Annotated in this window: 26 protein-coding genes; 16 read left to right on the top strand and 10 right to left on the bottom strand. The window is 37.7% G+C overall.

Features of this window, described 5'->3' with window-relative positions:
- Positions 1–1,128: a DUF748 domain-containing protein gene (locus R0J88_RS04515; RefSeq protein WP_410899223.1), complete on the top strand. Its 1,128-nt coding sequence runs from the start codon at positions 1–3 to the stop codon at positions 1,126–1,128.
- 40 nt (positions 1,129–1,168) lie between these two features.
- On the opposite strand, the gene R0J88_RS04510 is transcribed toward R0J88_RS04515, so the two are convergent.
- A complete protein-coding gene (locus tag R0J88_RS04510) occupies positions 1,169–1,972 on the bottom strand; it encodes an ion transporter (RefSeq protein WP_006793489.1) in 804 nt (267 codons plus the stop codon).
- A gap of 101 nt (positions 1,973–2,073) precedes the next feature.
- Here R0J88_RS04510 and R0J88_RS04505 point away from each other — a divergent pair, with 101 nt between their 5' ends.
- The 5 genes from R0J88_RS04505 (at position 2,074) to R0J88_RS04485 (ending at position 4,033) form a co-directional block, all read left to right on the top strand.
- Complete coding sequence (locus tag R0J88_RS04505) at positions 2,074–2,286, top strand: hypothetical protein (RefSeq protein WP_008131755.1); 213 nt, start codon at positions 2,074–2,076, stop codon at positions 2,284–2,286.
- An 8-nt stretch (positions 2,287–2,294) separates the two neighbouring features.
- A complete protein-coding gene (locus R0J88_RS04500) occupies positions 2,295–2,576 on the top strand; it encodes a hypothetical protein (RefSeq protein WP_058429277.1) in 282 nt (93 codons plus the stop codon).
- Positions 2,577–2,644: 68 nt separating this feature from the next.
- Complete coding sequence (locus tag R0J88_RS04495; RefSeq protein ID WP_006793492.1) at positions 2,645–2,836, top strand: YwbE family protein; 192 nt, start codon at positions 2,645–2,647, stop codon at positions 2,834–2,836.
- The gene (locus R0J88_RS04490) at positions 2,836–3,351 is read left to right on the top strand and encodes a DUF4240 domain-containing protein (protein WP_039037357.1); all 516 of its coding nucleotides are present in this window, start codon (positions 2,836–2,838) and stop codon (positions 3,349–3,351) included. Before R0J88_RS04495 ends, R0J88_RS04490 begins: the two co-directional genes overlap by 1 nt.
- A 226-nt stretch (positions 3,352–3,577) precedes the next feature.
- Positions 3,578–4,033 (top strand): hypothetical protein, encoded by a 456-nt coding sequence (locus R0J88_RS04485; protein WP_410899222.1) that lies wholly within the window; start codon positions 3,578–3,580, stop codon positions 4,031–4,033.
- A gap of 15 nt (positions 4,034–4,048) precedes the next feature.
- Here the strand turns inward: R0J88_RS04485 and R0J88_RS04480 are convergent, their stop codons facing one another.
- The 3 genes from R0J88_RS04480 to R0J88_RS04470 all read right to left on the bottom strand — a co-directional run bounded on the left by R0J88_RS04480 (position 4,049) and on the right by R0J88_RS04470 (position 6,212).
- Positions 4,049–5,308 (bottom strand): Y-family DNA polymerase, encoded by a 1,260-nt coding sequence (locus tag R0J88_RS04480; RefSeq protein WP_410899221.1) that lies wholly within the window; start codon positions 5,306–5,308, stop codon positions 4,049–4,051.
- Entirely contained in the window at positions 5,296–5,709 is a 414-nt protein-coding gene (gene umuD / locus R0J88_RS04475; RefSeq protein ID WP_010556176.1) for a translesion error-prone DNA polymerase V autoproteolytic subunit, read from the bottom strand. Before umuD ends, R0J88_RS04480 begins: the two co-directional genes overlap by 13 nt.
- An 83-nt stretch (positions 5,710–5,792) precedes the next feature.
- Positions 5,793–6,212, bottom strand: a complete 420-nt coding sequence (locus R0J88_RS04470; protein ID WP_006793498.1) for a MarR family winged helix-turn-helix transcriptional regulator — start codon at positions 6,210–6,212, stop codon at positions 5,793–5,795.
- Between the two features lie 122 nt (positions 6,213–6,334).
- Here R0J88_RS04470 and R0J88_RS04465 point away from each other — a divergent pair, with 122 nt between their 5' ends.
- Together R0J88_RS04465 and R0J88_RS04460 are read left to right on the top strand one after the other, a co-directional pair.
- Complete coding sequence (locus tag R0J88_RS04465) at positions 6,335–7,078, top strand: siderophore-interacting protein (protein WP_410899220.1); 744 nt, start codon at positions 6,335–6,337, stop codon at positions 7,076–7,078.
- Positions 7,079–7,406: 328 nt separating this feature from the next.
- A complete protein-coding gene (locus R0J88_RS04460) occupies positions 7,407–8,399 on the top strand; it encodes a patatin family protein (protein ID WP_410899219.1) in 993 nt (330 codons plus the stop codon).
- Positions 8,400–8,465: 66 nt separating this feature from the next.
- Here the strand turns inward: R0J88_RS04460 and R0J88_RS04455 are convergent, their stop codons facing one another.
- The 3 genes from R0J88_RS04455 to R0J88_RS04445 form a co-directional block, all read right to left on the bottom strand.
- Entirely contained in the window at positions 8,466–9,329 is an 864-nt protein-coding gene (locus R0J88_RS04455; protein WP_410899218.1) for a DMT family transporter, read from the bottom strand.
- Positions 9,330–9,479: 150 nt separating this feature from the next.
- Positions 9,480–10,190, bottom strand: coding sequence for a helix-turn-helix domain-containing protein (locus R0J88_RS04450; protein WP_410899217.1), 711 nt, complete (start codon positions 10,188–10,190; stop codon positions 9,480–9,482).
- A gap of 75 nt (positions 10,191–10,265) precedes the next feature.
- On the bottom strand, positions 10,266–10,697 hold the full coding sequence (locus tag R0J88_RS04445; RefSeq protein WP_271481046.1) for an Lrp/AsnC family transcriptional regulator: 432 nt from the start codon (positions 10,695–10,697) through the stop codon (positions 10,266–10,268).
- A 166-nt stretch (positions 10,698–10,863) separates the two neighbouring features.
- Between R0J88_RS04445 and R0J88_RS04440 the strand changes: the two genes are divergently transcribed.
- The 5 genes from R0J88_RS04440 to R0J88_RS04420 all read left to right on the top strand — a co-directional run bounded on the left by R0J88_RS04440 (position 10,864) and on the right by R0J88_RS04420 (position 16,476).
- Positions 10,864–11,934 (top strand): ornithine cyclodeaminase, encoded by a 1,071-nt coding sequence (locus tag R0J88_RS04440; RefSeq protein WP_410899216.1) that lies wholly within the window; start codon positions 10,864–10,866, stop codon positions 11,932–11,934.
- A complete protein-coding gene (gene ctlX, locus R0J88_RS04435) occupies positions 11,931–12,842 on the top strand; it encodes a citrulline utilization hydrolase CtlX (protein WP_410899215.1) in 912 nt (303 codons plus the stop codon). The genes R0J88_RS04440 and ctlX overlap by 4 nt, the downstream gene beginning before the upstream one ends.
- A 118-nt stretch (positions 12,843–12,960) precedes the next feature.
- Positions 12,961–14,367, top strand: a complete 1,407-nt coding sequence (locus tag R0J88_RS04430; RefSeq protein WP_006794782.1) for an alanine/glycine:cation symporter family protein — start codon at positions 12,961–12,963, stop codon at positions 14,365–14,367.
- Between the two features lie 139 nt (positions 14,368–14,506).
- Positions 14,507–15,523 carry a patatin-like phospholipase family protein gene (locus R0J88_RS04425; protein WP_410899214.1) on the top strand — a complete coding sequence of 339 codons (1,017 nt, stop codon included), beginning with the start codon at positions 14,507–14,509 and terminating at the stop codon, positions 15,521–15,523.
- Positions 15,524–15,777: 254 nt separating this feature from the next.
- Positions 15,778–16,476 carry a hypothetical protein gene (locus tag R0J88_RS04420; RefSeq protein WP_410899213.1) on the top strand — a complete coding sequence of 233 codons (699 nt, stop codon included), beginning with the start codon at positions 15,778–15,780 and terminating at the stop codon, positions 16,474–16,476.
- Between the two features lie 163 nt (positions 16,477–16,639).
- On the opposite strand, the gene R0J88_RS04415 is transcribed toward R0J88_RS04420, so the two are convergent.
- Positions 16,640–17,203 carry a YSC84-related protein gene (locus R0J88_RS04415; RefSeq protein WP_006794784.1) on the bottom strand — a complete coding sequence of 188 codons (564 nt, stop codon included), beginning with the start codon at positions 17,201–17,203 and terminating at the stop codon, positions 16,640–16,642.
- 139 nt (positions 17,204–17,342) lie between these two features.
- Here R0J88_RS04415 and R0J88_RS04410 point away from each other — a divergent pair, with 139 nt between their 5' ends.
- Entirely contained in the window at positions 17,343–18,554 is a 1,212-nt protein-coding gene (locus R0J88_RS04410; RefSeq protein WP_276755853.1) for a tyrosine-type recombinase/integrase, read from the top strand.
- Positions 18,554–19,750 carry a cation:proton antiporter gene (locus tag R0J88_RS04405; RefSeq protein WP_410899212.1) on the top strand — a complete coding sequence of 399 codons (1,197 nt, stop codon included), beginning with the start codon at positions 18,554–18,556 and terminating at the stop codon, positions 19,748–19,750. The genes R0J88_RS04410 and R0J88_RS04405 overlap by 1 nt, the downstream gene beginning before the upstream one ends.
- A gap of 56 nt (positions 19,751–19,806) precedes the next feature.
- Here R0J88_RS04405 and R0J88_RS04400 read toward each other — a convergent pair whose 3' ends face one another.
- Positions 19,807–22,854, bottom strand: coding sequence for an FAD-binding and (Fe-S)-binding domain-containing protein (locus R0J88_RS04400; protein WP_410899211.1), 3,048 nt, complete (start codon positions 22,852–22,854; stop codon positions 19,807–19,809).
- A 144-nt stretch (positions 22,855–22,998) separates the two neighbouring features.
- On the opposite strand from R0J88_RS04400, the gene R0J88_RS04395 reads away from it, so the two are divergent.
- The gene (locus R0J88_RS04395; RefSeq protein WP_008131796.1) at positions 22,999–23,211 is read left to right on the top strand and encodes a PGPGW domain-containing protein; all 213 of its coding nucleotides are present in this window, start codon (positions 22,999–23,001) and stop codon (positions 23,209–23,211) included.
- A 63-nt stretch (positions 23,212–23,274) separates the two neighbouring features.
- Here the strand turns inward: R0J88_RS04395 and ppsA are convergent, their stop codons facing one another.
- Positions 23,275–25,647: a phosphoenolpyruvate synthase gene (gene ppsA / locus R0J88_RS04390; RefSeq protein WP_410899210.1), complete on the bottom strand. Its 2,373-nt coding sequence runs from the start codon at positions 25,645–25,647 to the stop codon at positions 23,275–23,277.
- Between the last annotated feature and the right edge of the window lie 19 nt (positions 25,648–25,666).

Below are 25,666 nucleotides of genomic sequence, written 5' to 3'. Positions count from 1 at the left end.
ATGGCGTTAATTTCAAAGGTTACTCGAGCTAAATGGTTTACTGGTTTTGTTTTAATCATTGTGCTTTTATTAATATTCCGTGTTGGTGCGCCCCATGCTATTCAATATTATGTTAATCAACAAATTAAACACACGCAGGGAATAACAGGCCACGTAGGTGACGTTGATTTATATTTGTACCGCGGTGCGTATGCTATTGACGGCATAAAAATTTATGCAAAAGAGGATAATTTAGCGGCTAAACCACTACTTAGCGTTTCAACACTCAATTTTTCGCTTTCATGGTCAGCACTACTGAAAGGGAATTTAGTGACAAATATGCAATTTACCTACCCTGAAATTGTGGTTTACGACAAAGCCCCTAATAAAACAGAGCAAAATAAACAAGTTAAAAATGAAACAACCTGGGTAGGGCTTGCTAATAATTTAGTCCCTTTTTCAATTGACACTTTAAGTATTGTTAACGGTAAAGTTTCGTTAGTAAATGCCACCAGCGAGGGTGATAAACCTACCTATATCTCAAATATTGACGCAGAGATTAAAAACATAACCAATGCTCAAAACCTTACAAAAACCTTAGTGACTTCGTTAAACGTTGAAGGGGATTTAATGGGCGAAGCTGCATTGTCTCTTAAAGGTCAATTAGACCCATTTAGTGAAAAAGCAAACTTTGACTTTAATGTAGAGGTTCAACGTTTTTCGGTTAAACACCTAGAAACGGTTTTTAAAGTGTATACCCCGTTTGACATTGAAGCTGGTGGCATAGATGGTGCAATGGAGCTTGCTGCAAAAGACAATGTTTTAAACGGCTATGCAAAGGCCGGTGTTTATGACTTGAGTGTTTTTTCGTGGCGTGAAGATATAGAAAAAGACGATGATGGATTGTTCACTGCTATTTTTGAAGGCAGCATAGATATACTCAGCGAATTACTTGAAAATGATGAATCTGAGTTAGTTGCTGCGCGCATACCGATCGATGGCACATTAAACAACACCGATATATCTACGTTTCAGGCAGTGGTATCGGTATTAAAAAATGCTTTTTTAGAGGCGTTTAAAATGGAAGTGGACGACGTGATATCGTTTGAAACAGTAGAAAGTACATCAGATGAGAAACAGGCTAATTGAGTTTTAAGCCCCACAAACATATTTTGTGAGGCTTAAACTGTTACTTTTTACTCAGCAATGTTTTTAACTCTGCTATTTGCGCTTGTAATTCGTTAACTTGTCCTTGTGTTGCAGGAAGCGAGTCGTTATCGGCCTGTTCTTCTCGTGCATTTCGGTGTTCTTCACCCATTACTTCTAAAATTGCGCCAACCATCATATTCAAAAACACAAAGGCGGTTAAAAATATAAAGGTCAGGTAGTAAATCCAGCTTAGCTCGTACACCGCCATTGTTTCGTACATTATGTCGGTCCAATCTTCAAAGGTCGCTATTCTAAATAGCGTTAGCATTGAAATAGACACGTCTTGCCAAAGCACGGGGTTAATGTCGGCAAACATCATACTGCCCATAGCGGCGTAAATATAAAAAATAACAAACATAAGTAGAGCTATGTAGCCCATTTGCGGGATTGCTTTAAGCAAGGAATTAACGAGTAGTCTAAGTTCAGGAATCATCGACACTAACCTGAGCACTCTAAATATACGTAGTAAACGCGCTATTAGCATCGTAGAGCCCGCAGCGGGGTATAAACTACCCAATACAATAATGGTGTCGAATATATTCCAGCCCTTTGAAAAGAAGTCTTTTATGCCTTTGCTTGCAACAAAGCGAATAATCAGCTCAATTAAAAAGAATGCGGTTATGCCAATATCCATCCAGTTAAGTGCAAGCTCAACCGTAGGATGAAGACTATAGGTATGAGCGCCTACAGTAAGGGCAGAAACAATAATGACAGCTATAACAAATGATTGAAATATCTTGCTTTTGTCTATACGCTGAAACAAGGCTTGTAACTGCGACATCATAATAAGTGGTCCTGTAAATACGAAGATTTTTATGGCGCTAATATACAATATATTCGGCATAATTTAACGTCTTTTTAAACGCAATAGTGTAAGGAAATTTAATGGTTATTAATAAATTAAAAGTATGTGCTGTATTTATAATCGGATTACCTATTTTAGCCGGGTGTAGTTCCGACGCACGCTTTGAACAATTGCAATCAGCCCGCCTTAACGAATGTAATTACAAAGCCGATAAAGAATATTATGAGTGCCTTAAAGAGCAAGACTCAAATTACGAAGAATTTAAAAAACAACAAGCAGAAAAAAGTAAATAATCCTCCTCATGACTAAAACACAAAAACAACGAGACAAACAAATACGCGCAGCGCTGACTAAAGCCTGTGAGTCTATAAAAGACTCAGTGACCGATTTTGCATACCTTACACACACTGTCGATTTAAATAACGAAGCTAACACCTTAAAAGTTAACTGCTATTTTGAAGATACTATAGCGCTTAATAACGCTGACTCTGAGATTGAACACCTTAAATCTATAATTATTACTCAACTAACGGGTATTAAATTGACGATAAAACCGTCACATATAGTGTTTTTTGCCAATTAAAATGGGTTTTGTTGGTTTGCCTGCAGTTGGGCGTTATAATTAAAAAAATTATATTTAGGGTTTAAATAATGGCTGTTCCTTCTCGTTCGCAAATATCACCAGGCACTGTAGTTAATATTGTTTTAAAAGAAGATCAACGAAGCGGGACATTAACGGAAGGCGTGGTAGAGCGTTTATTAACTAAATCACCAAACCACCCGCATGGTATTAAAGTGAGATTAGAAGATGGCCAAGTAGGCCGAGTAAAAGAGATTCTATAATGGCAGCGTTATCAGAGCAGGCTTTTTGGGAATTAGTGACTACACCTGACTTAGGCCTTGATCCGCAAAGTGTAAGCGACCACCTTAAAGCAAATCTAAGCAATTTAGACGATCAGCAACTTATTGCATTTGATAAGTTTTTTGGCATAAATATGCGTAAATGTTTTACATGGGATTTATTTGGCGCTGCATTTGTTATGGCAGGCTGCAATGACGAATATGGTTTTAGTGAGTTTAGATGTTGGCTTATTTCACGCGGTAAAACAGTGTTTGATAACGCGCTCGTTAATGCCGACTCCATTGCATTATGTACACCTGTTTATCACTTAAATGAACAGCCTTACCCATACATTGACGAGTATGACCTCATCGCCGGCTTATTATATGAAGAGCGCAATGAGGATGAATTACCCTTCGTGCCATCAGGCGATCAACCCGCAGGCAAACGCTTTAAAGACAAAGCAAAATTTTTAAAACAAGCCTACCCACAATTATTCTCAAAATATTGGCAGTAAATCTTATAGTAATGCGCTTATTTAGCGCATTATTTTAAATCGTTTTATTGTTCGATAACGTATCTCAAAATGTGATAAATAATTACATGCCTTAATTTAGTTTTTTCTTTTTATATAGCCTTGTCTTCTAGTAGTAAATCTCTGTTATATTTAGCTATGTAATAAAGTTAAGCCATTTAGTATACGAACTAAAAAAATAATTAACGCATAAGGATACGTTTACTTAATGAAACACATCAAATTGACTTTATTCATGTTTGTTTTGGTCAGCGTCCACGTAGCCGCTGAGCCAAGCAATAAGGCACGCTTTATACCCCTTTTAAAATCAAAACTTGGTACATATAAGGTGGTTTCTGCTAATTCAGGGTTATGCGTAAACAGTGACTTGAGTTTAATTAATGCAAGTAACCCAAGTGAGGGGTTTAAGCTGGGTGAACAAATTGTGTTTGGCTCATTACATAACGGAACTCAAACTATACAAAAGCCAAACTTTTGCTTTATTACTAGTTCGTTAAAATATAAAAGTGATGGGCTTGATAATGGCTTACGAATGAGCCGTTGTGAGGATCCAATAAACGAAAAAACAATTCGACAAAGCATTCGTTTTTTACCTAATGACATGCTTATTTACACATTAAGCTCAGCAAGTGTTGAGTGCAAGTTTAAAAAAGCTGTCCAGTAATATATCAACTATTAGCTAATCGCATTTTATTTTTGGTATATCCCGCCAGCGGGTTGTGTACTGAGGCGATAAAAAATCTCTGTTCATATGCCAGCGATCGTTTAATTTACTACTTGCTAAGCCCAACATACCCTTGCCGTATCGGGTATTAATAGCATCTAAACAGCCCATTAACTTTAGGTTATCTTGTTGTGGTGCAAATAAGTCACTTTGCTGAAATTGCTCAGCAGTAAGTTCTAGTGCACCTACACCACATTTATAAAACCGCACGCCAGGTTGGTAAATTTTTTCAAACACTTCAGACACCGCATTGGCCATAACGCAAGTATCGTTTGTTGGCATGCTAAACTGATACATATAAGACTTTTTATAAAATACATCTTCATGAGATGAGCTAGATGCAAAAATATATAATTGCTTTGTTAGCGACTTTTGGGCTCTTAGTTTTTTGCCCACAATAGTGACATGGTTAATTAAAGCAGTTTTAAGAGCGGTTGGTTCATAAATACGCTCTCCAAAGCTGCGAGTTGAGTAAATTTCGCGTTTATCTTGGCGTACATCATCCCAGTTTAAACATACTAAGCCATTAAGCTCGCTTACTGTGCGCTCTACCACCACACTAAAAGCGCGGCGCATAGTTTTTGGGTTTTGTTGGGCAAGTTGCCATGCGGTATTTATGTTCATTATTTTTAGCTTTTTAGCTAAGCGCTTGCCAATTCCCCATACATCTTGGCAGTCCATGCGCTGTAAAATAGCTCGCCGGCTTGCTTCGTCATTTATGACAGCAACACCGTCAAAGCCTGTTAATTTTTTAGCTGCATGATTTGCCGCTTTTGCAAGTGTAGGCGTTGGCCCAAACCCCACGCCAACGGGGAGTTTTGTTTCTCGCCATACGGTTCGTCTAATAAGGTGCCCGTAAGTATGCCAATCTTTTACAACGTTTTCGTAACCGCTAAAGTGCAAAAACGATTCATCAATACTGTAAATATGCTGGGTGTCACAAAAGCGGCCAATCACACTCATCATTCGGTCGCTTAAATTAGCGTATAGTTCATAGTTACTAGAGCGTACAACCACATTGTTTTGTTCTAGTAACTGCTTAACTTTAAAATAAGGGCCAAATTTAGGAATATTTAAACGTCGTGCAATAGGGCATACCGCACATACGCAGCCGTCGTTATTAGTGAGCACAACCACAGGTTTTGAACGAATGGCGGGATCAAATACTTTTTCGGCGCTGGCATAAAACGCCACGGCATCGACTAAGGCATACATGAAAGTAACTCAGGGCTTTGGCGATGCATCCGAATTGACAAACTGACTACGCCTTCAAGCTGAAACTCATCGCTAGGCGTAATATTAACGGGTTGATATAAAGGCGAAGCCGATAGTAATCGAGCGTTTGTTTTATCAAGTAGCTTACACACAAATAAGCCATTTAAATTAGCCACAATTACATCGCCATCTTTAGCGTGTTCTGCTCGGTCTACTACAAGTAAATCACCCTCAAAAATCCCTACTTCTTGCATAGAGCTACCCGACGCAATACCAATAAAAGTGGCATCAGGGTGCTTTATTAATAGCTCATCAAGGGAAACGCCAAGCTCAGTGTATTGTGCGGCAGGAGATTCAAACCCGCAAATACCTGCTTCTATATAAATAGGAATAACAAACATAAATAAACAACCAAAACACATATACTGTATAAGTGTACAGTATATGTGTTTTGTTTAACTTATGCCAAGTAATGAAGTAAAGATCATTGCATATTTTTGATCATTTGCTGAGCCGTGTTTAAAAAGTCATTGATTTGCTTTGGGTTTAACGTTTTACACATTTGATCGTTTACATGTTTTTCTGCGGCCAGTAATTTTTCAAAAAGCACGGCACCCTGATCGGTAAACGTTAAAATAAAACAGCGCTTATCGTGTTCGCTGGCACACTTATTTATAAGCTTTAAAGCTATAAGTTCTTTTACAAGCCGCGCTATTTGAGCCTTATCTCGTTGGGTTTTATTTACAATGTCGTTTGCTGTGCACTGCGAGGTACTTGCAATAATATGCAAGCAACGTACATGCATTGCATTTAAACCGAGCTCGCTGGCATTAATGGCTTCGCGTATGGTTACTCGGTAGTTTTGCATTAACATAAATAGCGTATTGGCTAAAGAGGTGTTCATAATACAGCCCAAATGGTTGACAAAGTCAATTAAATCTATATAGTTGATTCTATCAACCAATGGGGCGTTATGCAATGTCTGCTTTATAAAGCAGTGATTTTTAATCAATGAGGTTAATTTATATGGCAAAAAAAGTACGTAAAGCAACAGTATTAAGCACAAAGCAACTAACCCCACATTTACAACGTATAGTTTTAGGCTCTGAAGAGTTTACAGATTTAACTTCCGATCACATTGGCAGTTATGTAAAAGTGCTTATTCCAAAAAACGGTGTGGCCGACTTCAATTTAAAAACGGCGTGTATGCGTTCTTACACAATACAAAATGTAAATAAAAGCAATGGTGCAATTACGCTCGATTTTGTTATTAATATGCACCAAGGCCCTGCAACTAACTGGGCTAAAGCCGCTCAAGTAGGTGATGAACTGGCTATTGCAGGCCCCGGTCCTAAAAAGCTAGATAATTTTACCCACCCTCATTATATATTGATGGGCGATTTGACCTCAGTAAACGCTATAAAAGGCTACATTAAGCAATTGCCAATAAACGCCAAAATTGACGCGTTTATTCACGCCCCAACTGATGCGGATATAATCAGCTTAGATTCAACGCGCCAGGTCACTTGGTTAATAACTACAACGCCAGAGGTTGAGATGGCTAATGCATTAACCACACTACAGCATTATGAACAGCCACCTATTGTATTTATGGCACTTGAAGCTGGGCTAGTGGGTGAGCTTAAAGCAGCATTAACTAACACGCATTCAATACCAAGGGGCAACATAGTGGCATCAGGTTACTGGAAAAAAGGCTTAAATTCAGAAAACTACAAGTTAGAGCGCCAAGCTAATAAACAAACGGCTTAATTCATTATAGCTAAGTAAAATAGGTTACTTAGCTATTTAATACACTCGTCAACACTCATTTTTATTTTAGTTAAGCAAGCGTACACCTAAGGCTTGGTAAAGTAGTGGCATCAATCAGTAATTTACAATTTAAATTAATTGATGTGATGCCTAAATATTTAAAATCAGGAAAACGCATTGGTCATTATTAGCTAAGTGTACTAATGGATAGTTTTTCGTTCTATTTTATCAATCAAACTGATTTAAACAATCAATTTTAAGGCATTACTTTAATTCTATAAAATGTATTTATTGAAACAAACATTATTAAATTAAAGGCAGGTACCCCGTGAACTCTCTAAACAGCGCAACAGCTTCTTCAGTAACTAAAATAGCACAGCCTAAGGTTGCGTTAATTGCTGAAGGTGGCGGGCAGCGAGGGATTTTCACCGCAGGTGTACTTGATGCGTGGTTAGAGCAAAACTACGACCCATTCGATTTATTTATTGGCACGTCGGCAGGTTCACAAAACTTAACAAGCTATTTAGCACGTCAAAAAGGTTACGCTAAACGCCTGATTAGAGGGCTGTCTCGCAATAAACGTTTTTTTCAGCTAGGTCGCGGCCTAATGGGAAAACACATTGTTGATTTAGACTGGTACTTTGATAAAACAAAAGAAGTAAACAGAGCGATTGACTTTAAAACAGCTAAAACGTCTTTAGGTAAACGTGAGTTACTTATTACTGCTACAAACGCACGCGACAGAAAAGCGTATTACTTATCGCCAACGGGTGAAGAGCACCAATGGAGAGAGCTATTAAAAGCGTCAAGTGCTTTACCATTTTTATACAAACAAGGTGTTAAATTAACGCCTTGGTTAAATGCGCAAGCGGCTAACGAAACCACGCAAATAAACAAAGCCCAAGAAGATTTTTTTCTTGATGGTGGGCTAGCAGCACCATTACCAGTACGCGAAGCGTATAACCGTGGGGCACGTAAAATTGTGGTTATTAGAACGGTAGATGCTGATTTTCAAGCGCAATCTGCGTGGGTTCAAAAGCTTAGATCGCTTGCTACAGCTGCCGGTTACTGCCCAAAAACACTCGACTACCTAATTCAGCACGAACAAGCTTACTTAGACGAGCTAAACTTTATGGCAAACCCGCCAAGTGATGTAGAAATTATACAAATTTTTGCAGACGAAACACTGCACAGCAAATTATTAGGCAGTACAAACGACGATCTACGTAAAGATCATAAGCTTGGTGTAAAAGCAGGCCGAGAATACTTAAAAAGCCAAAATGCACGTATTGTAGATTACGCACACAGCTACGCCATGTAGCTGTGATTAACGCTTAAACTTAAATTACCACTTAAGTTTAAGCGTTAGTAAAGTGCCTTGGTAAAATTAAAGCGATGCTTTTTTTAGATTTATCGATGGCTTTTTATTGCTAATTGCCGCGCCTAATAAAATAAGCGCTAAAGCAATAAATACTGACCAACTAAAGGGAGCCTGCGAGGCGAGTATTAAAATAAAAGTAGAAAGCACCGGCGTTAAAAAACTTAACGAGGCTAATAGAGAGCGGTTACCAAATTTTAAACCATGATCCCATAAATAAAATGCACCTCCCACTGGGCCTAATCCTAATAAAATAGCGCCTAGCCATTGTGAAACAGACAAACTAGTAACGGTTGTTTCGAAATAAAAATATGCACAAAGGGCAAGCACAGCCACAATAAGTGAAAGCCAGCCTATGTCATCTACATGGCTATTAAATTGCGACATTAAATAAGAATAACTAGACCACAATACTGCGCAGCAACCTGCAAAAAAATACCCTAAGTAATACTCACTATTGATAGATAACCCACTGCCATCGGTAATTAAACTAAGCGTGCCTAAAAATCCCAGTAATCCGCCCAATATTGCTTTAAATTTAGACCCAGGGGTAGCCACAAATACACCCAGTAATAATGGCCAAAGATACACTATTAAACTTACCTCAATTAAAGGACCGTATTTTAAAGCCATAAAATAACAAAAGTGAAAACCAAATAAGCCGGTAACACCTATTACAATTTGTTTTTTAGAAAGCTTTGGAGGGGTCAATAATGGTTGTTTTGTAGCAAAACGTTTTACTAATAAAATAATAAAAGAAAGTGCAAAGCACATAAAAAGTAACTGAAAAGCAGGGATCGCTTTGGTTAAATTACCTAGTAATGCTAAAAGCCCCCACGAAAATATTGCTAAAAAACCTATGTGTGTTGCCATTAATTACCCTCCGTAAATACTATGTACTGAGTGTATCAATATAGGTTTATAAAAATATGCTAAAAAGACGGTATTATTGTTTGCTCTGACGCTATTTAACCTACTCTCTGCTTGAGCTTTATTTATCATCTCGTGTGTAGGTTATCTAAATTACTGCTTTGCAAACGCCTTAGGTGGCTGTCCAAAGTATAAATGAAACCGGCGGCTAAACGCAGAGGCATCGTTATAACCAATGCGCTCGCCTACTAAAGCAATCGGTAAGTCTGAATGGGTTAAAAGGGCGCGAGCGTGCTGCATTCGCAACATAGTTAAATATTGCAGTGCACTCATAGTGGTACTTTTTTTAAACACAGTTTTAAATTGCGTAACGCTTAAACAGGCTATATCGGCCAGCTCTTTTAACGTGTAGGGGTAGGCTAAATTTTGCTTAACAATGGTTATTACATTATCTATTCGCTTATCAATATTACTGTGGCTACTTTGCTCACAAAGTAATAAGTAAAATAAATCAAAAGTTGAATTAGTAAGCTTTTCATCGCTAACAACGAGCAGTTGCTGCTCTATAAACTGTAAGTAACTTAATAAACGGCTATCTATTGGGATTTTAGGGCATAAAAGGTTAATAAGGTTATCAGGAAGCGCGTCTAAATCTGCCACAATAAAACGCGCGGCTTCATCGGCCGTAAAAGCATGCACTACATTTTTCTCTATAACGATACAACTGCCCGTACTCACCGTTGTTTTAAAGTCATTATTTAACGTTATGAAAATTTCCCCGTGTAGGGGTAAAACGAGTTGATAGTAATTATGCTGGTGGCGCTTTATATCTTGCGAATAATACCGAATAGAAAGCTTATTCATTGCCTACTCCATTACCTAATAAATAAATCGAGTATTGCCTTAAATACTTTAAGTAAAACATAGCGTTAATAAAACCTAAGTAGATGATAATAATATACTGGTTTCGCTATTTAAAATGCCTTCTATTTCGCGCACTTGCCTGAGTACGCCATCAAACTCACCTAAATTTGCCGCCTGTATTTCTGCTACTAAATCCCAGGCGCCGTTAGTGGTATGTAATTTAGTGAGCTCTGGTATGCCCCGCAGAGTTTTAATTACCTGCGATGTAGATTTACCCACCACTTCCACCATCATTATTGCTCTTACAGCTTCGGTTTCTATGTGTTCGTGTACACGCACCGTAAAGCCTAATATAGCGCCCGATGAAACTAAACGGTCTAAACGATTTTGTACTGTCCCGCGCGACACCTTTAAAACATCGGCTAGGGCTGAAATAGAAGCACGGCCATCTTTTCTTAATTCGGCTATTAAGGCGTTATCTAATGAGTCGTAAATGTAAGGGACCATTCGCTTACCTCTAGTTGTTTTTTATACAAAATACTAAAATTTTACATTTATGCATAGCAAATTGATAAAAATCACTACTATTTGTATAAAGTATTACCATATTAAATAGCATCTGTAGTCGATAAACTTATTTTAATTAGTTCATATTATTATTACAGAGGTAGTCATGAGTCATTTTATAGCAGAGCCAAAACAAGGCGTTCCATTTGTAAGTGTTCAAGCTATGACTAAGCTAATAAATACATTAGGAATAGAAAACGTATTAGTTAGCCTAACTAACACGTTAAAACACGACTTTGCTCGGTGGCATGAGTTTGATAAATCGCCGCGTTATGCAGCTCACTCTCCGGATGGTGTAATAGAGCTTATGCCGGTAAGTGATGGAAAAATGTTTAGCTGTAAATATGTCAATGGCCATCCAAAAAACACGTTTAAGGAACTTCAAACGGTTGCGGCTTTTGGTATTTTGTCAGATGTTGATAGCGGCTACCCAGTAATGATTAGCGAAATGTGCTTATTAACCGCACTACGCACTGCTGCAACATCAGCGCTGGTGGCTACTTATTTAGCACCAAAAAACTCAACAACCTTAACTCTGATTGGTAATGGGGCTCAGTCAGAATTTCAGGCTTTAGCATTTAAAGCGGTATTAGGTATTACACACATTCGTTTATACGATATAGACGAAGCAGCTTCTCAAAAAGCATTTAATAACTTAAGCAATAAAGGCTTAACCGTGACTATCTGTGAAAGTGTAGAGGAAGCAATAAAGGGCGCGCACATAATTACCACATGCACGGCCGATAAAACCAACGCAACCATTTTAACAAACGATATGATCCCACAAGGTGTTCATATTAATGCAATTGGAGGCGATTGTCCTGGAAAAACTGAGCTTGATTCAGCGTTGCTGGAACGTGCTAATGTATTTGTAGAGTACGAACCACAAACTAGAGTAGAGGGCGAGATTCAACAAATGAGCAGGTGTTTTGCTGTAACCGAATTTCATAAAGTAATTAATAAACAGCACCTTGGTCGTACATGCGAAAAAGAGCTTACTATTTTTGACGGTGTAGGCTTTGCAAGCGAAGACTTTAGCGCGTTAGTGTATATTCGAGAGCAGCTTATTAAGTCAGGAGAATACGAAATACTTGACCTGATCACTCAGCAGGGCGACCCGCGCAATTTATTTTCAGTTCTTGAAATACCGCATAAAGATAAAGAGAATGCAGCATGAGCCTAACACAACAAGCACCGAGCGCGGTTGTTATGGTTCGTCCGCATCACTTTACTTCTAATCCACAAACCATGCTCGACAATGCATTTCAAAGCGAATGTGAAGTAAAAAATGAAAGCGAGCAAGCATTTAAAGAGGTGACCCACGCGGTTGAGTTACTACAAAGCGAAGGTGTAACCGTTCATTTATTTGAAGATGAGCAAACACACACACCCGACTCGGTTTTTCCAAACAACTGGTTTTCTACGCATGAAAATGGGCAATTAATTATTTACCCAATGTTTGTTGAAAACAGAAGATTAGAATATCGTAAAGATATAATTGATTTTTTAACGGATCACTATAAAGTGGCGGTAGTGACTGATTATGCGCATTTAGCGGAAGAAAATTCATTTCTGGAAGGTACCGGATCACTGGTGCTCGATCACCAATATAAACTTGCCTACGCGGTAGAATCTAAACGCACAACAAGGTCGGTCGTTAATACGGTGTGTAATTTACTTTCGTTTAAGCCGGTTGTGTTTAACGCAACTGACGAGCAAGGTATAGCGGTGTATCACACTAATGTACTAATGTGTGTGGCTAGCAAGTTTGTAATGATTGGCTTAAATATGGTGCCTGAAGACCAACGCAGTGAGCTGGTAGGGCATTTTTTACAAAGCCATCACGAAGTAATTGATTTGTCGGTTGAGCAAATAAATAACTTTTGCGGGAATGCCATTGAATTACAAGGTAAAAATGGGCGAATTTTAGCGCTGTCACAAACCGCCTATAATGCGCTTACAGCCGAGCAAATAATTGCAATACAAAAAACGGCTAAACTGGTGCCTTTGCCCATACCTACCATTGAGTCTGCTGGTGGTTCAGTAAGATGTATGATTGCAGGGGTACATTTACAAAGCAAATAACAAAAGCTAAAGGCAACATGGTTGCCTTTATTACGAATAAAATATTAAGCGTTGCCAGTACATTTTAAAATGCCTATGTTAAAGCGCATAACTATAAAAATATAATAAGGAATCCGCAATGTTCGATACGGTAGTAAAAAGTGTAAATAACCTTTTGTGGGGAGAAGGTCAGGTACTCATTTATATTTTACTTTTCACCGGCGTATGGTTTTCTGTGCGTTTAAAAGCAATTCAAATAGTTAAATTTAAGCATATGTTTAGCCTATTAAAAGGCAGCAGTAAATGTAATAAAAACGATATTTCGTCATTTCAGGCATTGTGTACAGGGCTTTGTGCTCGGGTAGGTACGGGTAATTTAGCCGGTGTTGCAGTCGCTATATCGCTTGGTGGCAGTGGTGCAATATTTTGGATGTGGGTCATTGCTATATTGGGCATGGCAACCGGATTTGCAGAAAGTATACTAGGCCAAGTGTATAAAATTCGCGATAGTAACGGCGAATTTAGAGGTGGCCCTGCGTATTACATTCAACAAGGGCTGGGAAGCCGTGCATTCGCAATTGTATTTGCCGCGTGCTTATTTTTGGGGTACGGGTTTACTTTTAGCGCAATGCAAACCAATACGATTACTGATGCACTAAACTACGCATTTGAAGTACCCACGTTTTACTCAGGTATTGTTATTACAGTCCTTGCAGGCTCAATTATATTAGGCGGCTTTAAAGCCATTGCCCGGTTTGCAGAGCGCGTAGTGCCCATTATGGGCATTATTTTTGTATTAGCGGCCGTTATTATTACCGTTATAAACTTTACTCAAGTACCGGCCATGCTAAAAGATATATTTTTGTCAGCCTTTGGATTACAAGAAGCGGGCGCAGGCGCGATGGGGGCTGCCATTAAAAATGGTATTCAACGCGGTTTATATTCTAACGAAGCGGGTGCAGGGAGTGTACCGCATGCCAGTGCAAGTGCTAGCCCTATTCCTAATCACCCTGTAACACAGGGCTACATACAAATGCTTGGTGTGTTTTTCGATACAATCGTACTTTGTAGTTGTACTGCCGTGGTTATTTTATTAGCTGATATAGACATAAGCGGCGAAATGGAAGGCATACGTTTAACACAAAGCGCTATGACCGCGCATTTGGCGCAAGGTGGCGTGTACTTTGTAGCAGCAGCCATTACATTATTTGCCTTTACTTCGGTGGTAGCTAACTACGCCTACGCTGAAAGTAACTTACATCTATTTAAGCTTGATAACAAAGTAGGGCGTGGTATTTACACCTTACTATATTTATCAATGATGTTGTGGGGCGCATCGGCCACATTAAAAGAAGTATGGGATTTAGCCGATATTGCGTTAGGGTTAATGACAGTCGTTAACGTAATCGCTATCATACTGTTAACGCCTACTATTTTGTCTGTAACGCACGATTACCACACGCAAAGAGACAAAGGTATAGAACCCGAATTTAAAGTGAAAGATGTAAAAGTTCAGGGAAAATGCGAAGACGGTATTTGGGATTAATTCATGTATTTTAGCTAACTTTAACTACAAATAGCGGTTTTATGGCAGCATAAAACCGCTTTTTAATTTCGCATAACTATTCACATTTGTAGCGCGTTAAAGAGTTTAAAATACATATATAAAAGGTAAAAATACAGACATGATCGACATTGTCGCAGGGAAGAACGCAGCAAAAATAATAAACGAGGAAGGCTTTAAGCCTGAGCTATTTACTTCATTTTTAGGCGCAAGTGGTGGGCCTAAATGGTTTACTTTATTTGGATTAGACAAATATATTTTTGGTGAATTTTTTAAAAATCGAACCCAACCGCTTAATTTAATTGGCTCATCTGCAGGGGCTTTTCGTTCTGCGTGTTTTGCACAAAACGACCCGGTTGCCGCCATTGAGCGTTTAGCAACATCGTATTCTCAAACGCGTTATTCAAGTAATAAACCAACACCAGCCGAAATTACAATTAAAGCCCGCGCATTACTTGAAGATGTATTTGGCGATAACGGCGTTACCGAAATAATAAATAACCCCGTATTTAAAGCACATTTTATAGTCGCTAAATCTAATGGCTTTATAGCCAGCGAAAATAAATTAATTCAGCTTTTAGGTTTATCAAAAAGTTACATGCTTAACAGAATTAATCGAAAATTATTAGGCTCGCAGTACGAGCGATTTATTTTTGGCGCGCCAAACAGCAATTTATCAATAACCGACAGTTATAATTTTAAAACGCAAAACATAGCACTTAACCAAACAAATTTAAAAGATGCCTTACTTGCATCCGGCTCTATACCGCTTGTTATGCAAGGCATAAAAAATATTGCAGGCTCGCCACAAGGTATGTACCGCGATGGCGGAATAATTGACTACCACTTTGATTTAAAAATTAATAACCCAGGCTTAATTTTATATCCGCATTTTAACAGCGAGCCAAAAGCAGGGTGGTTTGATAAAAATTTAAAACGTAAAGTAGCATCACAAAATTACGATAATGTAGTGATGATCACCCCATCAAAAGAATTTATAGCCGGTTTACCTTACGGAAAAATTCCAGATAGAAACGACTTTACCGATCTTGATGCCGACACGCGTATTAAATATTGGAATACCGTGTTTAGTGAAACTGAAAAGTTGGCTGAAGCGTTAGATGAAAAAATTAGATAATGATAATTTTATTTGAAGCTATATTAATAATTTAATTAATGAAAATACATGAACTACGATATTTTGTAATATTCAGGGAGAAGGTAGGAGGTAATAAAATAAAAACTTAAGTCGGGTTCTAGTTTGACTTATCTGGATAATATATTTATGGGAAGTTAACCATTTGAAATTATGTACTCTTAGAATATAAGATGTTTAATTTAACGATAATAGATTGAATCTGGTAGGAACTATAAATATAAATAAGGATTGATATGGATAAGTATATATACTTTTTAATAAAAATTTTTGATGAAGATAAACATGCTGAAATGTTTTTAGATGGGATACTTCACTCAAAAAAGATATCTTATTTTAGAAAACTTTATGATAAAGCTGAAGGAAATAGAGGTGATAGGCACGAAGGAGTTATTAGTTGGTACAAAGCAGAAGAGTTAAAAATTGAAATAAATGGTGTTACTTTAAAGGATGTAGTAGGTAATGTATCAATAAAAATGAACAGCCATGATAATGTTAACATCTTCTGTTTGTATGCATCATATCAAACAGAAAATTTTGAATTGACTCAAGAAAATATACCAAAATTAATTGAACAATTAAAAATATCAGAAAGCTGTTTGGGGCTGGGTAGAAAAGCTGTAATTGTGACAAATGTACAAGAATTTATGAATAGAGTACTTAATAAGGCTGATCAACAGCAATTGGATTTAAGAGCTGGTTTAATCGAATATTACGACCCAAAAATATTCTCAGGAAAATTCACAGATGATGATGCGATATTTAAAAAAAGAATAGAGTTTTCCCATCAAAAAGAATACAGATTTGCATTTTATCCTAATAATATTTCTGACGATGCAATTAATCTAGACATTGGTAATATAAGAGATATAGCTTTCAAAATGGAAGCTAATGAGATTAATAACGAAATAAAAATAAGTAAAATAGCTCAATGAACTAAACAAAAAATTTTAATTTCTGGTGACTTATACATCGTTAGAAGACAATCTTAAAGTAGTTACTAATAACCCATAAATTACGTTATGTTAAATTATGATATTAATAATAAAGCGAGCGTGATTATACAAATCAGCCCGCTTTTAGGAGAGTTATTAACGATTAATTTAGCTCAGAATCTACCCAAAACTTAGTCCCTTTTAGAACAGCTTGTAGAGCAAGCCCATTTTCGGTTACAGAATAGACAGTAACTTGGTCTGCAATGGCTTCGGCCACCAATGCTCCACCTTTATCTTCGTATTTTGCTGCAGCATCTGCGTTCCCACCAAATGCCCAACCGTGTTCAATAAATCTATTTACTGCTGCTTGGGTATGAAAAACCATAACTACATTAAAATCTTTAACACCTAAACCTAACCCTAAACCAGCTTCACCCATGTTCATGTAAGTAGATTTACCTGTTAGGTTATTTTTTACTACGCCATAACCACCACCAAAACTAGCAAGAATAACGTTAACATTCGCGTTATCAAAAACAGCATAACCAGCAGAGTTTGCTATTTGCGTTTTAACATCTGGCTTTTTAGTATAAAGTTTACTAAGTGTGTTACTTTTCATACTTTGAACTAAAGAACGTTTTTCACTAGGAGATGCACTACCGGTAGTCGCACAACCTGTGAGTATTAACGAGAGTGTAAGTAAAAATAATATACTAACTTGTTTCATAACTTTTCCTTAATAAGGTTTGGCATGGCCATTTAAGCATAGCCTAAAATAAACAGTTATTTACTATGTCCAATACTAGACAGTATCGGACTTAAAAGTTATTCTGTAACTAACTTATTTGATTGAATATTTATATACTATGCTCGTTGCGTTGGTCGATACGTTAAAACAATTAAGGTATCAAATTGCTCATCTTGATGACGGTACTCTTAATTCGGAATACCCAGAACTTGCAACCTTTATACAGCAAGTTGCCTTGACTGTAACTGAATCAGAATCGGATCTTAAATTTTTATATCAATTTTTATATGTCTATGGCCGAAAATCAGAAGCAACATACAGTCGATTTAGAAACGAACTTGAACGGTTTTATTTATGGTCGTGGTTAATTGCCGAAAAGTCAGTATTCGAATTAAAACGTGAAGATATTGAAGCCTATGTTGATTTTATGGTTGAACCCGATAAAAAGTGGGCATCGACTTCTGTTCAGTGGCGTTATAAAGATGAGCAAGGCATTCGCCGATTAAATAAAAACTGGCGCCCTTTTATGCTTAAAGAATCTACGGCTAGCCAACAAACATTGTCGGCTATGTTCACAGCGCTTAATGTATTTTATAAATTTTCATTACTTGAAGAAAAAACCTTTGCCAACTTTGTACCAGTAGTGAAAAAAAATAGCCCGTATTTAGTTGTGCAATCTCAAATTCAGATCCCAGACACATTAAGCGATATACAATGGGAGTATGTATTTGGAGTAACTCGCGATTTATGTGAACAAAACCCAGATTTAGAACGAAACTTATTTACCCTAGCGTGTTTAAAGGGATTATATTTAAGAATTTCTGAATTATCGGAGCGACCTCAGTGGTCACCGGTTATGTCTCACTTTTGGCAAGATAACGACGGCTTTTGGTTTTTACGAATAATGGGTAAAGGTAACAAGCTACGAGATGTTACGTTAAGTGATGATTTTGTTGAATATTTAAAACGTTATAGATTATACAGAGGACTGCCTGCCCTTCCCCGCGTTGATGAAGCCGAGCCACTGGTTCATAAAATTAGAGGCCAAGGTGGTATGACTGTTAGGCAAATTAGGCGATTAGTTCAACAAAGTTTTGATTATGCGCAACAATCATTGTTGGATGATGGTTTTAAAGATGATGCTGAGCAATTAGGTGCAGCAACTGCCCATTGGCTGCGGCATACAGGAGCAACACACGATGCGCAAACGCGGCCACTTAAGCATTTATCTGAAGATTTAGGACATGCAAAAATTGCGACCACCGATCAAATTTATATTCAAACAAATATTAAAGAGCGAGCAAAATCTGGAGCTAAAAGGAAAATTTAATGACCTACTTAGTGATAGCGTTTATAGGCGCTTTGTTTTTAATATATTCGTTGACGCTTCGCCAACTAGAAAAAACAGAAGTAACGGGCCCAATGTTTTTTGTTATTGGCGGTATTACATTAGCCAATTTAGTGCCTAATAATGGTGGTGAGTTAAAAGCGGGCGTTGATTTATTACTGCCGTTTATAGAATTAACTTTGAGTATATTTTTATTTTCGGATGCGGCTAAATCTAAACTAAGTGTATTAAGGCATAGTTTTCAATATCCTGGCTTATTATTATTTGTTGCCCTCCCCTTAACATTATTACTGGGAATTGCAGTTGGTTTATTTTTGTTTGCTGAGCTTTCGTTAATTCAAGCGGCATTAATTGCTATTATTTTAACGCCAACAGATGCAGCACTTAGCAAAGGATTACTATCAAGCAGTGAAGTGCCCGAAAAAATTCGTGAAGGTATCAATACCGAAAGCGGATTAAATGATGGATTATGTGTACCCGTATTTTTAATATTTATTTTATTGGCAAAAAATCCTGAGTCGGCAATTACAACCTCTCATGTAGTGAGTGTATTTTCAAGAGAGTTAGGTATTGCATTACTTGTTGCTATAACGAGTATTTCGATTTTTATTCCGAGTTTAAATTTTGCAATGAAGCGGCATTACTTTGCTCAAAACACTAGCCCATTTTTGTTATTAGGTTTTGCAATGGCGGTATTTTCTGTTACCCAATATTTGCATGGCAGTGGTTTTATTGCTGTGTTTGTAGCGGGTTTATTGTTTGATAAGTTTTCAACTAAAACAGTGCGTACTGAATTAATAGAAGATTCAGAACATATTGCTGACTTTACGTCTCTGATGATTTGGTGTTTGTTCGGTTATGAATGTGCTTATTTAGTATTGCCAAAATTAAATTTTGAAATAGTAACGTATGCATTATTAAGTACTACATTGATAAGAATTATACCTGTAATGTTGTCACTACTTTTTACATCTTTAAATTTAAAAGAGCGTTTTACTTTTGCATGGTTTGGGCCAAGAGGGTTGGCCTCAATTGTATTTACGCTTATGGTGATTGATGAGCAAATAGAAAATAAATTTCAGATTGCGAGCATTGCCATGACTACAATTTTGTTTAGTGTATTTATTCATGGCATTAGTACAAAACCGATTGCTGATAGTTTTAAAAATGCAAAGTAAAATAAAAAAGGCGTAACTAAATTTAAGTTACGCCTTTTAAATATATTTAAAAAATTTTAACTTAGTACATGGGCAAGTAATTCGATAGGATGTTTAGGCTTAAACTTTTCATAGCGTTTTACTTGGCTACGGCACGAAAACCCAGTTGACAAAAGTTGCTCTGATTTAGTTTTTTCAACTATGGGTTTCCAACTCATTTCGTAAAGTGCGCGTGAGTTATCTTGATTTTGTGCTTCATGTCCGTAAGTACCCGCCATACCACAGCAACCGGTATTAGTTGTATTTAAAGTTAGTCCGATATCAGCAAATATAGATTTCCAAACATTAGCTGCTTTTGGCAAAGATGTCGTTTCTGTGCAGTGACTTAATAATATAAATTCAGTTTCATTATTATTATTTGCAGTTAGCCCTTTAAAAGATTGCGTTTCTAACCATTCGTGAGCAAGTTGTACGTTAAAATCGCCGCGGTTATTTTCTAAAATTGTGTTGTATTCATCGCGATAACACATAACCAAAGACGCATCTAATCCCACTAGTGGCGCATTAATATCGTTTAACTGATTTAAAAATTCTGCGGCATTTTTGGCAGTTACTTTAAATTCGTGCAAAAAACCTTTTACATGTTGCGGTTTACCATTGGGTTTAAAGGGTAACAACATTGGTTTTTTACCAAGTTGAGCAATTAAGGTTATAAAACTTTCAACTAGTTCGGCTTCATAAAAGCTAGTGAACGGATCTTGAACTATTAAAACATATTCACTTTGTTGTTCGGCAGTTAAATTATTTAAAAATTCAAAATTAAATTGCTGTGCTTTGTTTATCCGTTTTGCTAATGACGGAATGCTAAGTTGTGGTGTATCAACGTAACCCACCGTGTTTTTAATTACGCTGCTAACAAATTTTGTTTTAACAATTGGATTTATTATTTTACCGAATTTAGCCATAAGTGGCGCGCTACTTTCAATATTACCCACTAAGTAATCTTTGAGTGGACGCGCATAATAACTGTGATAATAATTTAAAAAGCGAGCACGAAAAGTAGGTACATCCACTTTAATAGGGCAAGCAGTTGTACATGCTTTACAGGCTAAACATTCATCCATAGATGCTTTTACTTCGTGTGAAAAATCGTAAATGCCTTTCTTTTTTTCGCGGCTATGTACAAACCTTTCCCACCAGGTAATTACTTCACCTTTATTTAATTCTTTTTCTACACCCAGTAGATCTATGTTTTTAGATTCTTGAAGGCGTAGCCATTCACGCATTAAACTTGCTCGCCCTTTTGGTGAGTTACGGCGATCGCCTGTGACTTTATACGACGGACACATTGGTGAGTTTTCATCATAATTAAAACAAATACCATTTCCGTTACAGGTCATGGCGTTGTTAAAACTCGTTTTAACATCGATTGAAATTTGTTTGTCGAACCACGATCGTTTTTGCCCATCAACACTAACTAGTGAGTCTTCACTATCGATAGGTGTGCATATTTTTCCTGGGTTTATTCGGTTATATGGGTCGAACGCTGTTTTGATTATACGAAGTTGGGTAAATAAATGTTCGCCAAAAAACTCAGGCCCATATTCACTTCGGTAGCCTTTACCATGTTCGCCCCACATTAAACCGCCATACTTAGCTGTGAGTTTAACAACTTCATCTGAAATGGTACGTAAAAGTTTTTCTTGTTCAGGATCGCACATATCCAGTGCGGGTCTTACATGCAAAACACCGGCATCAACATGGCCAAACATACCATATTGTAGATTATGACTGTCGAGTAAGGCTCTAAACTCAACTATATAGTCGGCTAAATTTTCAGGCGGTACTGCAGTATCTTCTGCAAAGGCCAATGGCTTTTGGCTGCCTTTTACGTTTCCAAGTAAACCAACTGACTTTTTACGCATTGCGTAAATTTTTAAAATGTCACTTTTATCATTTGTTAGCTGGTAGCCTATTACACCATTGGTTTGATTGGCTACACATTCATCTAACAATGTACAAAGTGTGTTTACTTTGTCTTTTATATCGTCGGGTGATACTGCATTAAACTCAACCATATTGAGCCCTTGCATATCTTTATTTGGTACATCGGTTATTAAGTCCGATACTGAATGCCAAATGATATCCTCGCGAGCAAGGTTTAATACTTTGCTATCGACAGTTTCAACTGAAGTTGCACGGGCATCAACTAAAAATGGAGAGTGTCGAAGTGCTGAATCAAAGCTATCGTATTTAATATTTATAAGTGTTTTAAATTCGGCAATCGGTGTAAGGTTTAATTTTGCCTCGGTGACAATACCTAGTGAACCTTCTGAACCTGTTATTAAACGGCTCATATCAAAAGTAAGTAAGTCATCACTTAGGACGTGTTCTAAGTCATAGCCGGTTAAAAAACGATTTAACCGAGGAAACTTATTTAAAATAGCATCACGTTCATCAATGGCTATATTAAGTACAGTTTTATATATTGTGCCAACTAGCGTGTCTTGCTCTGCAATTATTTTTGCTTTTTCGACGTTTATTGGAGCGGTACTCATTGGTGTACCGTCTACTAAATAGGTTGTAAGGCCTAAAACATGTTCGCTTGTTTTACCGTAAACAAGTGAACCTTGCCCTGAAGCATCGGTGCTGATCATACCGCCTATAGTTGCACGATTACTGGTAGATAAGTCGGGAGAAAAGAAAAATCCATAAGGTCTCAAAAAGTCATTTAGCTGATCTTTTATTACGCCAGTTTGAACCCGAACCCACCCTTCTTCGACATTAATTTCGAGAATTTCACGCATGTAGCGTGATAAATCAACAACGATACCTGGTGTTAAAGACTGACCATTAGTGCCAGTTCCACCACCGCGCGGTCCAAATGTTAATGATAAAAAAGGGTCCCGTGATGCAGTTTGCAAAGCAAGTTGAATGTCTTTTTCATTTTTGGGAAAAATGACACCTTGAGGCAATTGCTGGTAAATACTGTTATCGGTTGAAGCGGTAATACGTGTTGCATAACTTGCATCGGTATCACCGGTAAAGCCTTGCTTTTGTAATGTATTTAGGTAATTTGCGACAAGGTCTGACGCGGCATCTTGCTGAGTAATTGTTGCGATCATAACGGCATACTTTTAGACATTTGGTTAATTATATCATGCTGATTGCTAATAGAAATTGAAGAATTTACAGTTTGTAACACTCTTTTAGTCGATTTAAGCGCTGCTGTAATTATAATCAAGTTAACTACATGAGAGGTCATTTATATGAAAAAAATTGTATTACAGATCATGGGTGCGTTATTTATTTTATTAGGATTAATATTTGCGGTTGTACCTGGTCCATCACTTATATTTTTTATGGCTGGTTTATTGTGTTATTCGTTTTATTACCCAAAAGCGCGTTATTATTTGACCCTTTGCCAAAAAGCACTGACTAAATCGTGTCAGTATTTAGATAAAAAATTAGCACGCAGTTAAAATAAATTGACCAACAAAAAAGCCAGCAATATATGCTGGCTTTTACATAGCTATAACAGGTTACTAAGCTAATTTTTTAGCTAAGTATAACCAAGTTTCGATTACTGTATCTGGGTTTAATGATACTGAGTCTATACCTTGGTCAACTAACCATGCAGCAAAGTCTTCGTGATCTGAAGGACCTTGTCCACAAATACCTACATATTTTCCTTTTGCTTTGGCTGTTTGAATTGCCATAGAAAGAAGCTTTTTAATTGCTGGGTCACGCTCGTCAAACAAATGAGCAATTAAACCAGAATCTCGGTCTAAACCTAGTGTTAACTGTGTTAAATCGTTAGATCCAATTGAAAAACCGTCAAAGTGCTCTAAGAACTCTTCGGCAAGTAATGCATTTGACGGCAGCTCACACATCATAATTACTTTAAGACCATTTTCGCCACGTTTTAGGCCATGCTCTTCTAGTAATTCAATTACGCGTTTACCTTCTTCAAGTGTACGTACGAATGGAATCATGATCTCAATGTTAGTCATGTCCATAGTATTGCGTACACGCTTGATTGCTTCACACTCTAGTGCAAAACAGTCGCGGAAGTCTTCAGATATATAACGTGCTGCACCACGAAAACCAATCATTGGGTTTTCTTCTTCAGGTTCGTATTGTTGGCCACCCACTAAGTTAGCGTACTCGTTTGATTTAAAATCAGACATACGAACAATTACTCGCTCGGGAGCAAACGCACAACCTAGCGTAGAAATACCTTCAACAAGTTTTGAAATATAAAACTCTACTGGTGAATCGTAACCAGCAATCATGTCGGTTATTTCTTCTTTAAGGGCATCTGTTTGTGCGTCGAAATTTAATAAAGCTTTTGGATGCACGCCAATCATACGGTTTATGATGAATTCAACACGTGCAAGGCCAACACCTGAGTGCGGCAAACGTGCAAAGTCGAATGCGCGGTCCGGGTTACCAACGTTCATCATTACTTTCATTGGTAGGTTTGGCATTTCGTCAACACGTGAAGTAAGCACTTCAAAGTCTAAAATACCTTCGTAAATGAAACCAGTATCGCCTTCGGCACATGAGACAGTGACTTCTTGACCAGCTTTGATTAAGTCGGTTGCATTGCCACATCCTACAACTGCAGGGATACCCAGTTCACGAGCTATGATTGCTGCGTGACATGTGCGGCCACCACGATTTGTAACAATCGCTGCTGCACGCTTCATGATAGGTTCCCAGTCTGGGTCGGTCATGTCGGTGACTAAAATATCACCAACTTGCACTTGATCCATTTCATCAATCGAGTCAAGAACACGTACAACACCGCTACCAATTTTATGACCAATTGCACGACCTTCTACAATAACGTTACTTGAACCGTTTAACTGAAAACGCTCCATTACATTTGTATCTTCGTTTGAACGCACAGTTTCTGGACGAGCTTGTACTATATATAGTTTGCCGTCGTTGCCGTCTTTTGCCCATTCGATGTCCATAGGACGACCGTAATGTTTTTCAATGATTACAGCTTGCTTGGCAAGGTCTTGTACTTCTTCATCTGTAATCGAAAATTTGTTAGAAAGTTCAGGGTTTACGTCAACTATTTCTACTTGTTTACCATGTGCTTTGTCGTTTGAATAAATCATTTGAATGGCTTTAGAGCCAATATTACGACGCACTACTGATGGCTTATCTTTTAGTAATGTTGGTTTATGTACATAAAATTCGTCTGGGTTAACAGCACCCTGTACAACCATTTCACCTAAACCGTAGCTTGAGGTTACAAATACAACATCTTCAAAGCCAGATTCAGTGTCGATACTGAACATAACGCCAGATGCTGATTTATCAGAGCGTACCATACGCTGTATGCCTGCTGATAATGCAACACCACGGTGATCATAACCTTGGTGAACACGATAAGAAATTGCGCGGTCGTTAAACAAAGATGCAAATACATGCTTTATAGCAACCATAACCGAATCGATACCAACAACATTTAAAAATGTTTCTTGTTGGCCTGCAAAAGATGCGTCTGGCATATCTTCAGCGGTTGCTGATGAACGTACAGCAAATGACACATCAGCTGATGTATCGCCATGAAGTTGGCTGTATGCATCGCGAATGGCTTGGTCTAAATTTGGTTGGAATGGTGTATCGATTATCCACTGGCGGATATCGGCACCTACTTTGGCGAGTGTATTTACATCATCAACATCGAGAGTATCTAAGATGTCATGAATTTTGGCATTGAGTCCTGATTGGTCTAAAAACTCATTAAAAGCATCGGCGGTTGTTGCGAAACCACCCGGTACTTGTACACCAGCGTTGGCTAGGTTAGAGATCATTTCACCAAGAGAGGCATTTTTGCCGCCAACTCGAGGAACATCTTGCATACCAAGCTCTTGATACCAGAGAACGTATTCTTGCACGGGTCTTTCTCCAAAAAAC

The organism is Pseudoalteromonas sp. SIMBA_162, assembly GCF_046535955.1.
GTDB lineage: Bacteria > Pseudomonadota > Gammaproteobacteria > Enterobacterales > Alteromonadaceae > Pseudoalteromonas > Pseudoalteromonas marina.
The sequence above is the reverse complement of the archived record's forward strand: the minus strand, read 5'-3'. Positions and strand labels throughout refer to the sequence as shown.

Bases quoted from the DNA above. Each gene is read 5' to 3' on its own strand.
- R0J88_RS04515 (WP_410899223.1), top strand. From the start codon at position 1: ATGGCGTTAATTTCAAAGGTTACTCGAGCTAAATGGTTTACTGGTTTT.
- R0J88_RS04510 (WP_006793489.1), bottom strand. From the start codon at position 1,972: ATGATGTCGCAGTTACAAGCCTTGTTTCAGCGTATAGACAAAAGCAAG.
- R0J88_RS04505 (WP_008131755.1), top strand. From the start codon at position 2,074: ATGGTTATTAATAAATTAAAAGTATGTGCTGTATTTATAATCGGATTA.
- R0J88_RS04500 (WP_058429277.1), top strand. From the start codon at position 2,295: ATGACTAAAACACAAAAACAACGAGACAAACAAATACGCGCAGCGCTG.
- R0J88_RS04495 (WP_006793492.1), top strand. From the start codon at position 2,645: ATGGCTGTTCCTTCTCGTTCGCAAATATCACCAGGCACTGTAGTTAAT.
- R0J88_RS04490 (WP_039037357.1), top strand. From the start codon at position 2,836: ATGGCAGCGTTATCAGAGCAGGCTTTTTGGGAATTAGTGACTACACCT.
- R0J88_RS04485 (WP_410899222.1), top strand. From the start codon at position 3,578: ATGAAACACATCAAATTGACTTTATTCATGTTTGTTTTGGTCAGCGTC.
- R0J88_RS04480 (WP_410899221.1), bottom strand. From the start codon at position 5,308: ATGTATGCCTTAGTCGATGCCGTGGCGTTTTATGCCAGCGCCGAAAAA.
- umuD (WP_010556176.1), bottom strand. From the start codon at position 5,709: ATGTTTGTTATTCCTATTTATATAGAAGCAGGTATTTGCGGGTTTGAA.
- R0J88_RS04470 (WP_006793498.1), bottom strand. From the start codon at position 6,212: ATGAACACCTCTTTAGCCAATACGCTATTTATGTTAATGCAAAACTAC.
- R0J88_RS04465 (WP_410899220.1), top strand. From the start codon at position 6,335: ATGGCAAAAAAAGTACGTAAAGCAACAGTATTAAGCACAAAGCAACTA.
- R0J88_RS04455 (WP_410899218.1), bottom strand. From the start codon at position 9,329: ATGGCAACACACATAGGTTTTTTAGCAATATTTTCGTGGGGGCTTTTA.
- R0J88_RS04450 (WP_410899217.1), bottom strand. From the start codon at position 10,190: ATGAATAAGCTTTCTATTCGGTATTATTCGCAAGATATAAAGCGCCAC.
- R0J88_RS04445 (WP_271481046.1), bottom strand. From the start codon at position 10,697: ATGGTCCCTTACATTTACGACTCATTAGATAACGCCTTAATAGCCGAA.
- R0J88_RS04440 (WP_410899216.1), top strand. From the start codon at position 10,864: ATGAGTCATTTTATAGCAGAGCCAAAACAAGGCGTTCCATTTGTAAGT.
- ctlX (WP_410899215.1), top strand. From the start codon at position 11,931: ATGAGCCTAACACAACAAGCACCGAGCGCGGTTGTTATGGTTCGTCCG.
- R0J88_RS04430 (WP_006794782.1), top strand. From the start codon at position 12,961: ATGTTCGATACGGTAGTAAAAAGTGTAAATAACCTTTTGTGGGGAGAA.
- R0J88_RS04425 (WP_410899214.1), top strand. From the start codon at position 14,507: ATGATCGACATTGTCGCAGGGAAGAACGCAGCAAAAATAATAAACGAG.
- R0J88_RS04420 (WP_410899213.1), top strand. From the start codon at position 15,778: ATGGATAAGTATATATACTTTTTAATAAAAATTTTTGATGAAGATAAA.
- R0J88_RS04415 (WP_006794784.1), bottom strand. From the start codon at position 17,203: ATGAAACAAGTTAGTATATTATTTTTACTTACACTCTCGTTAATACTC.
- R0J88_RS04410 (WP_276755853.1), top strand. From the start codon at position 17,343: ATGCTCGTTGCGTTGGTCGATACGTTAAAACAATTAAGGTATCAAATT.
- R0J88_RS04405 (WP_410899212.1), top strand. From the start codon at position 18,554: ATGACCTACTTAGTGATAGCGTTTATAGGCGCTTTGTTTTTAATATAT.
- R0J88_RS04400 (WP_410899211.1), bottom strand. From the start codon at position 22,854: ATGATCGCAACAATTACTCAGCAAGATGCCGCGTCAGACCTTGTCGCA.
- R0J88_RS04395 (WP_008131796.1), top strand. From the start codon at position 22,999: ATGAAAAAAATTGTATTACAGATCATGGGTGCGTTATTTATTTTATTA.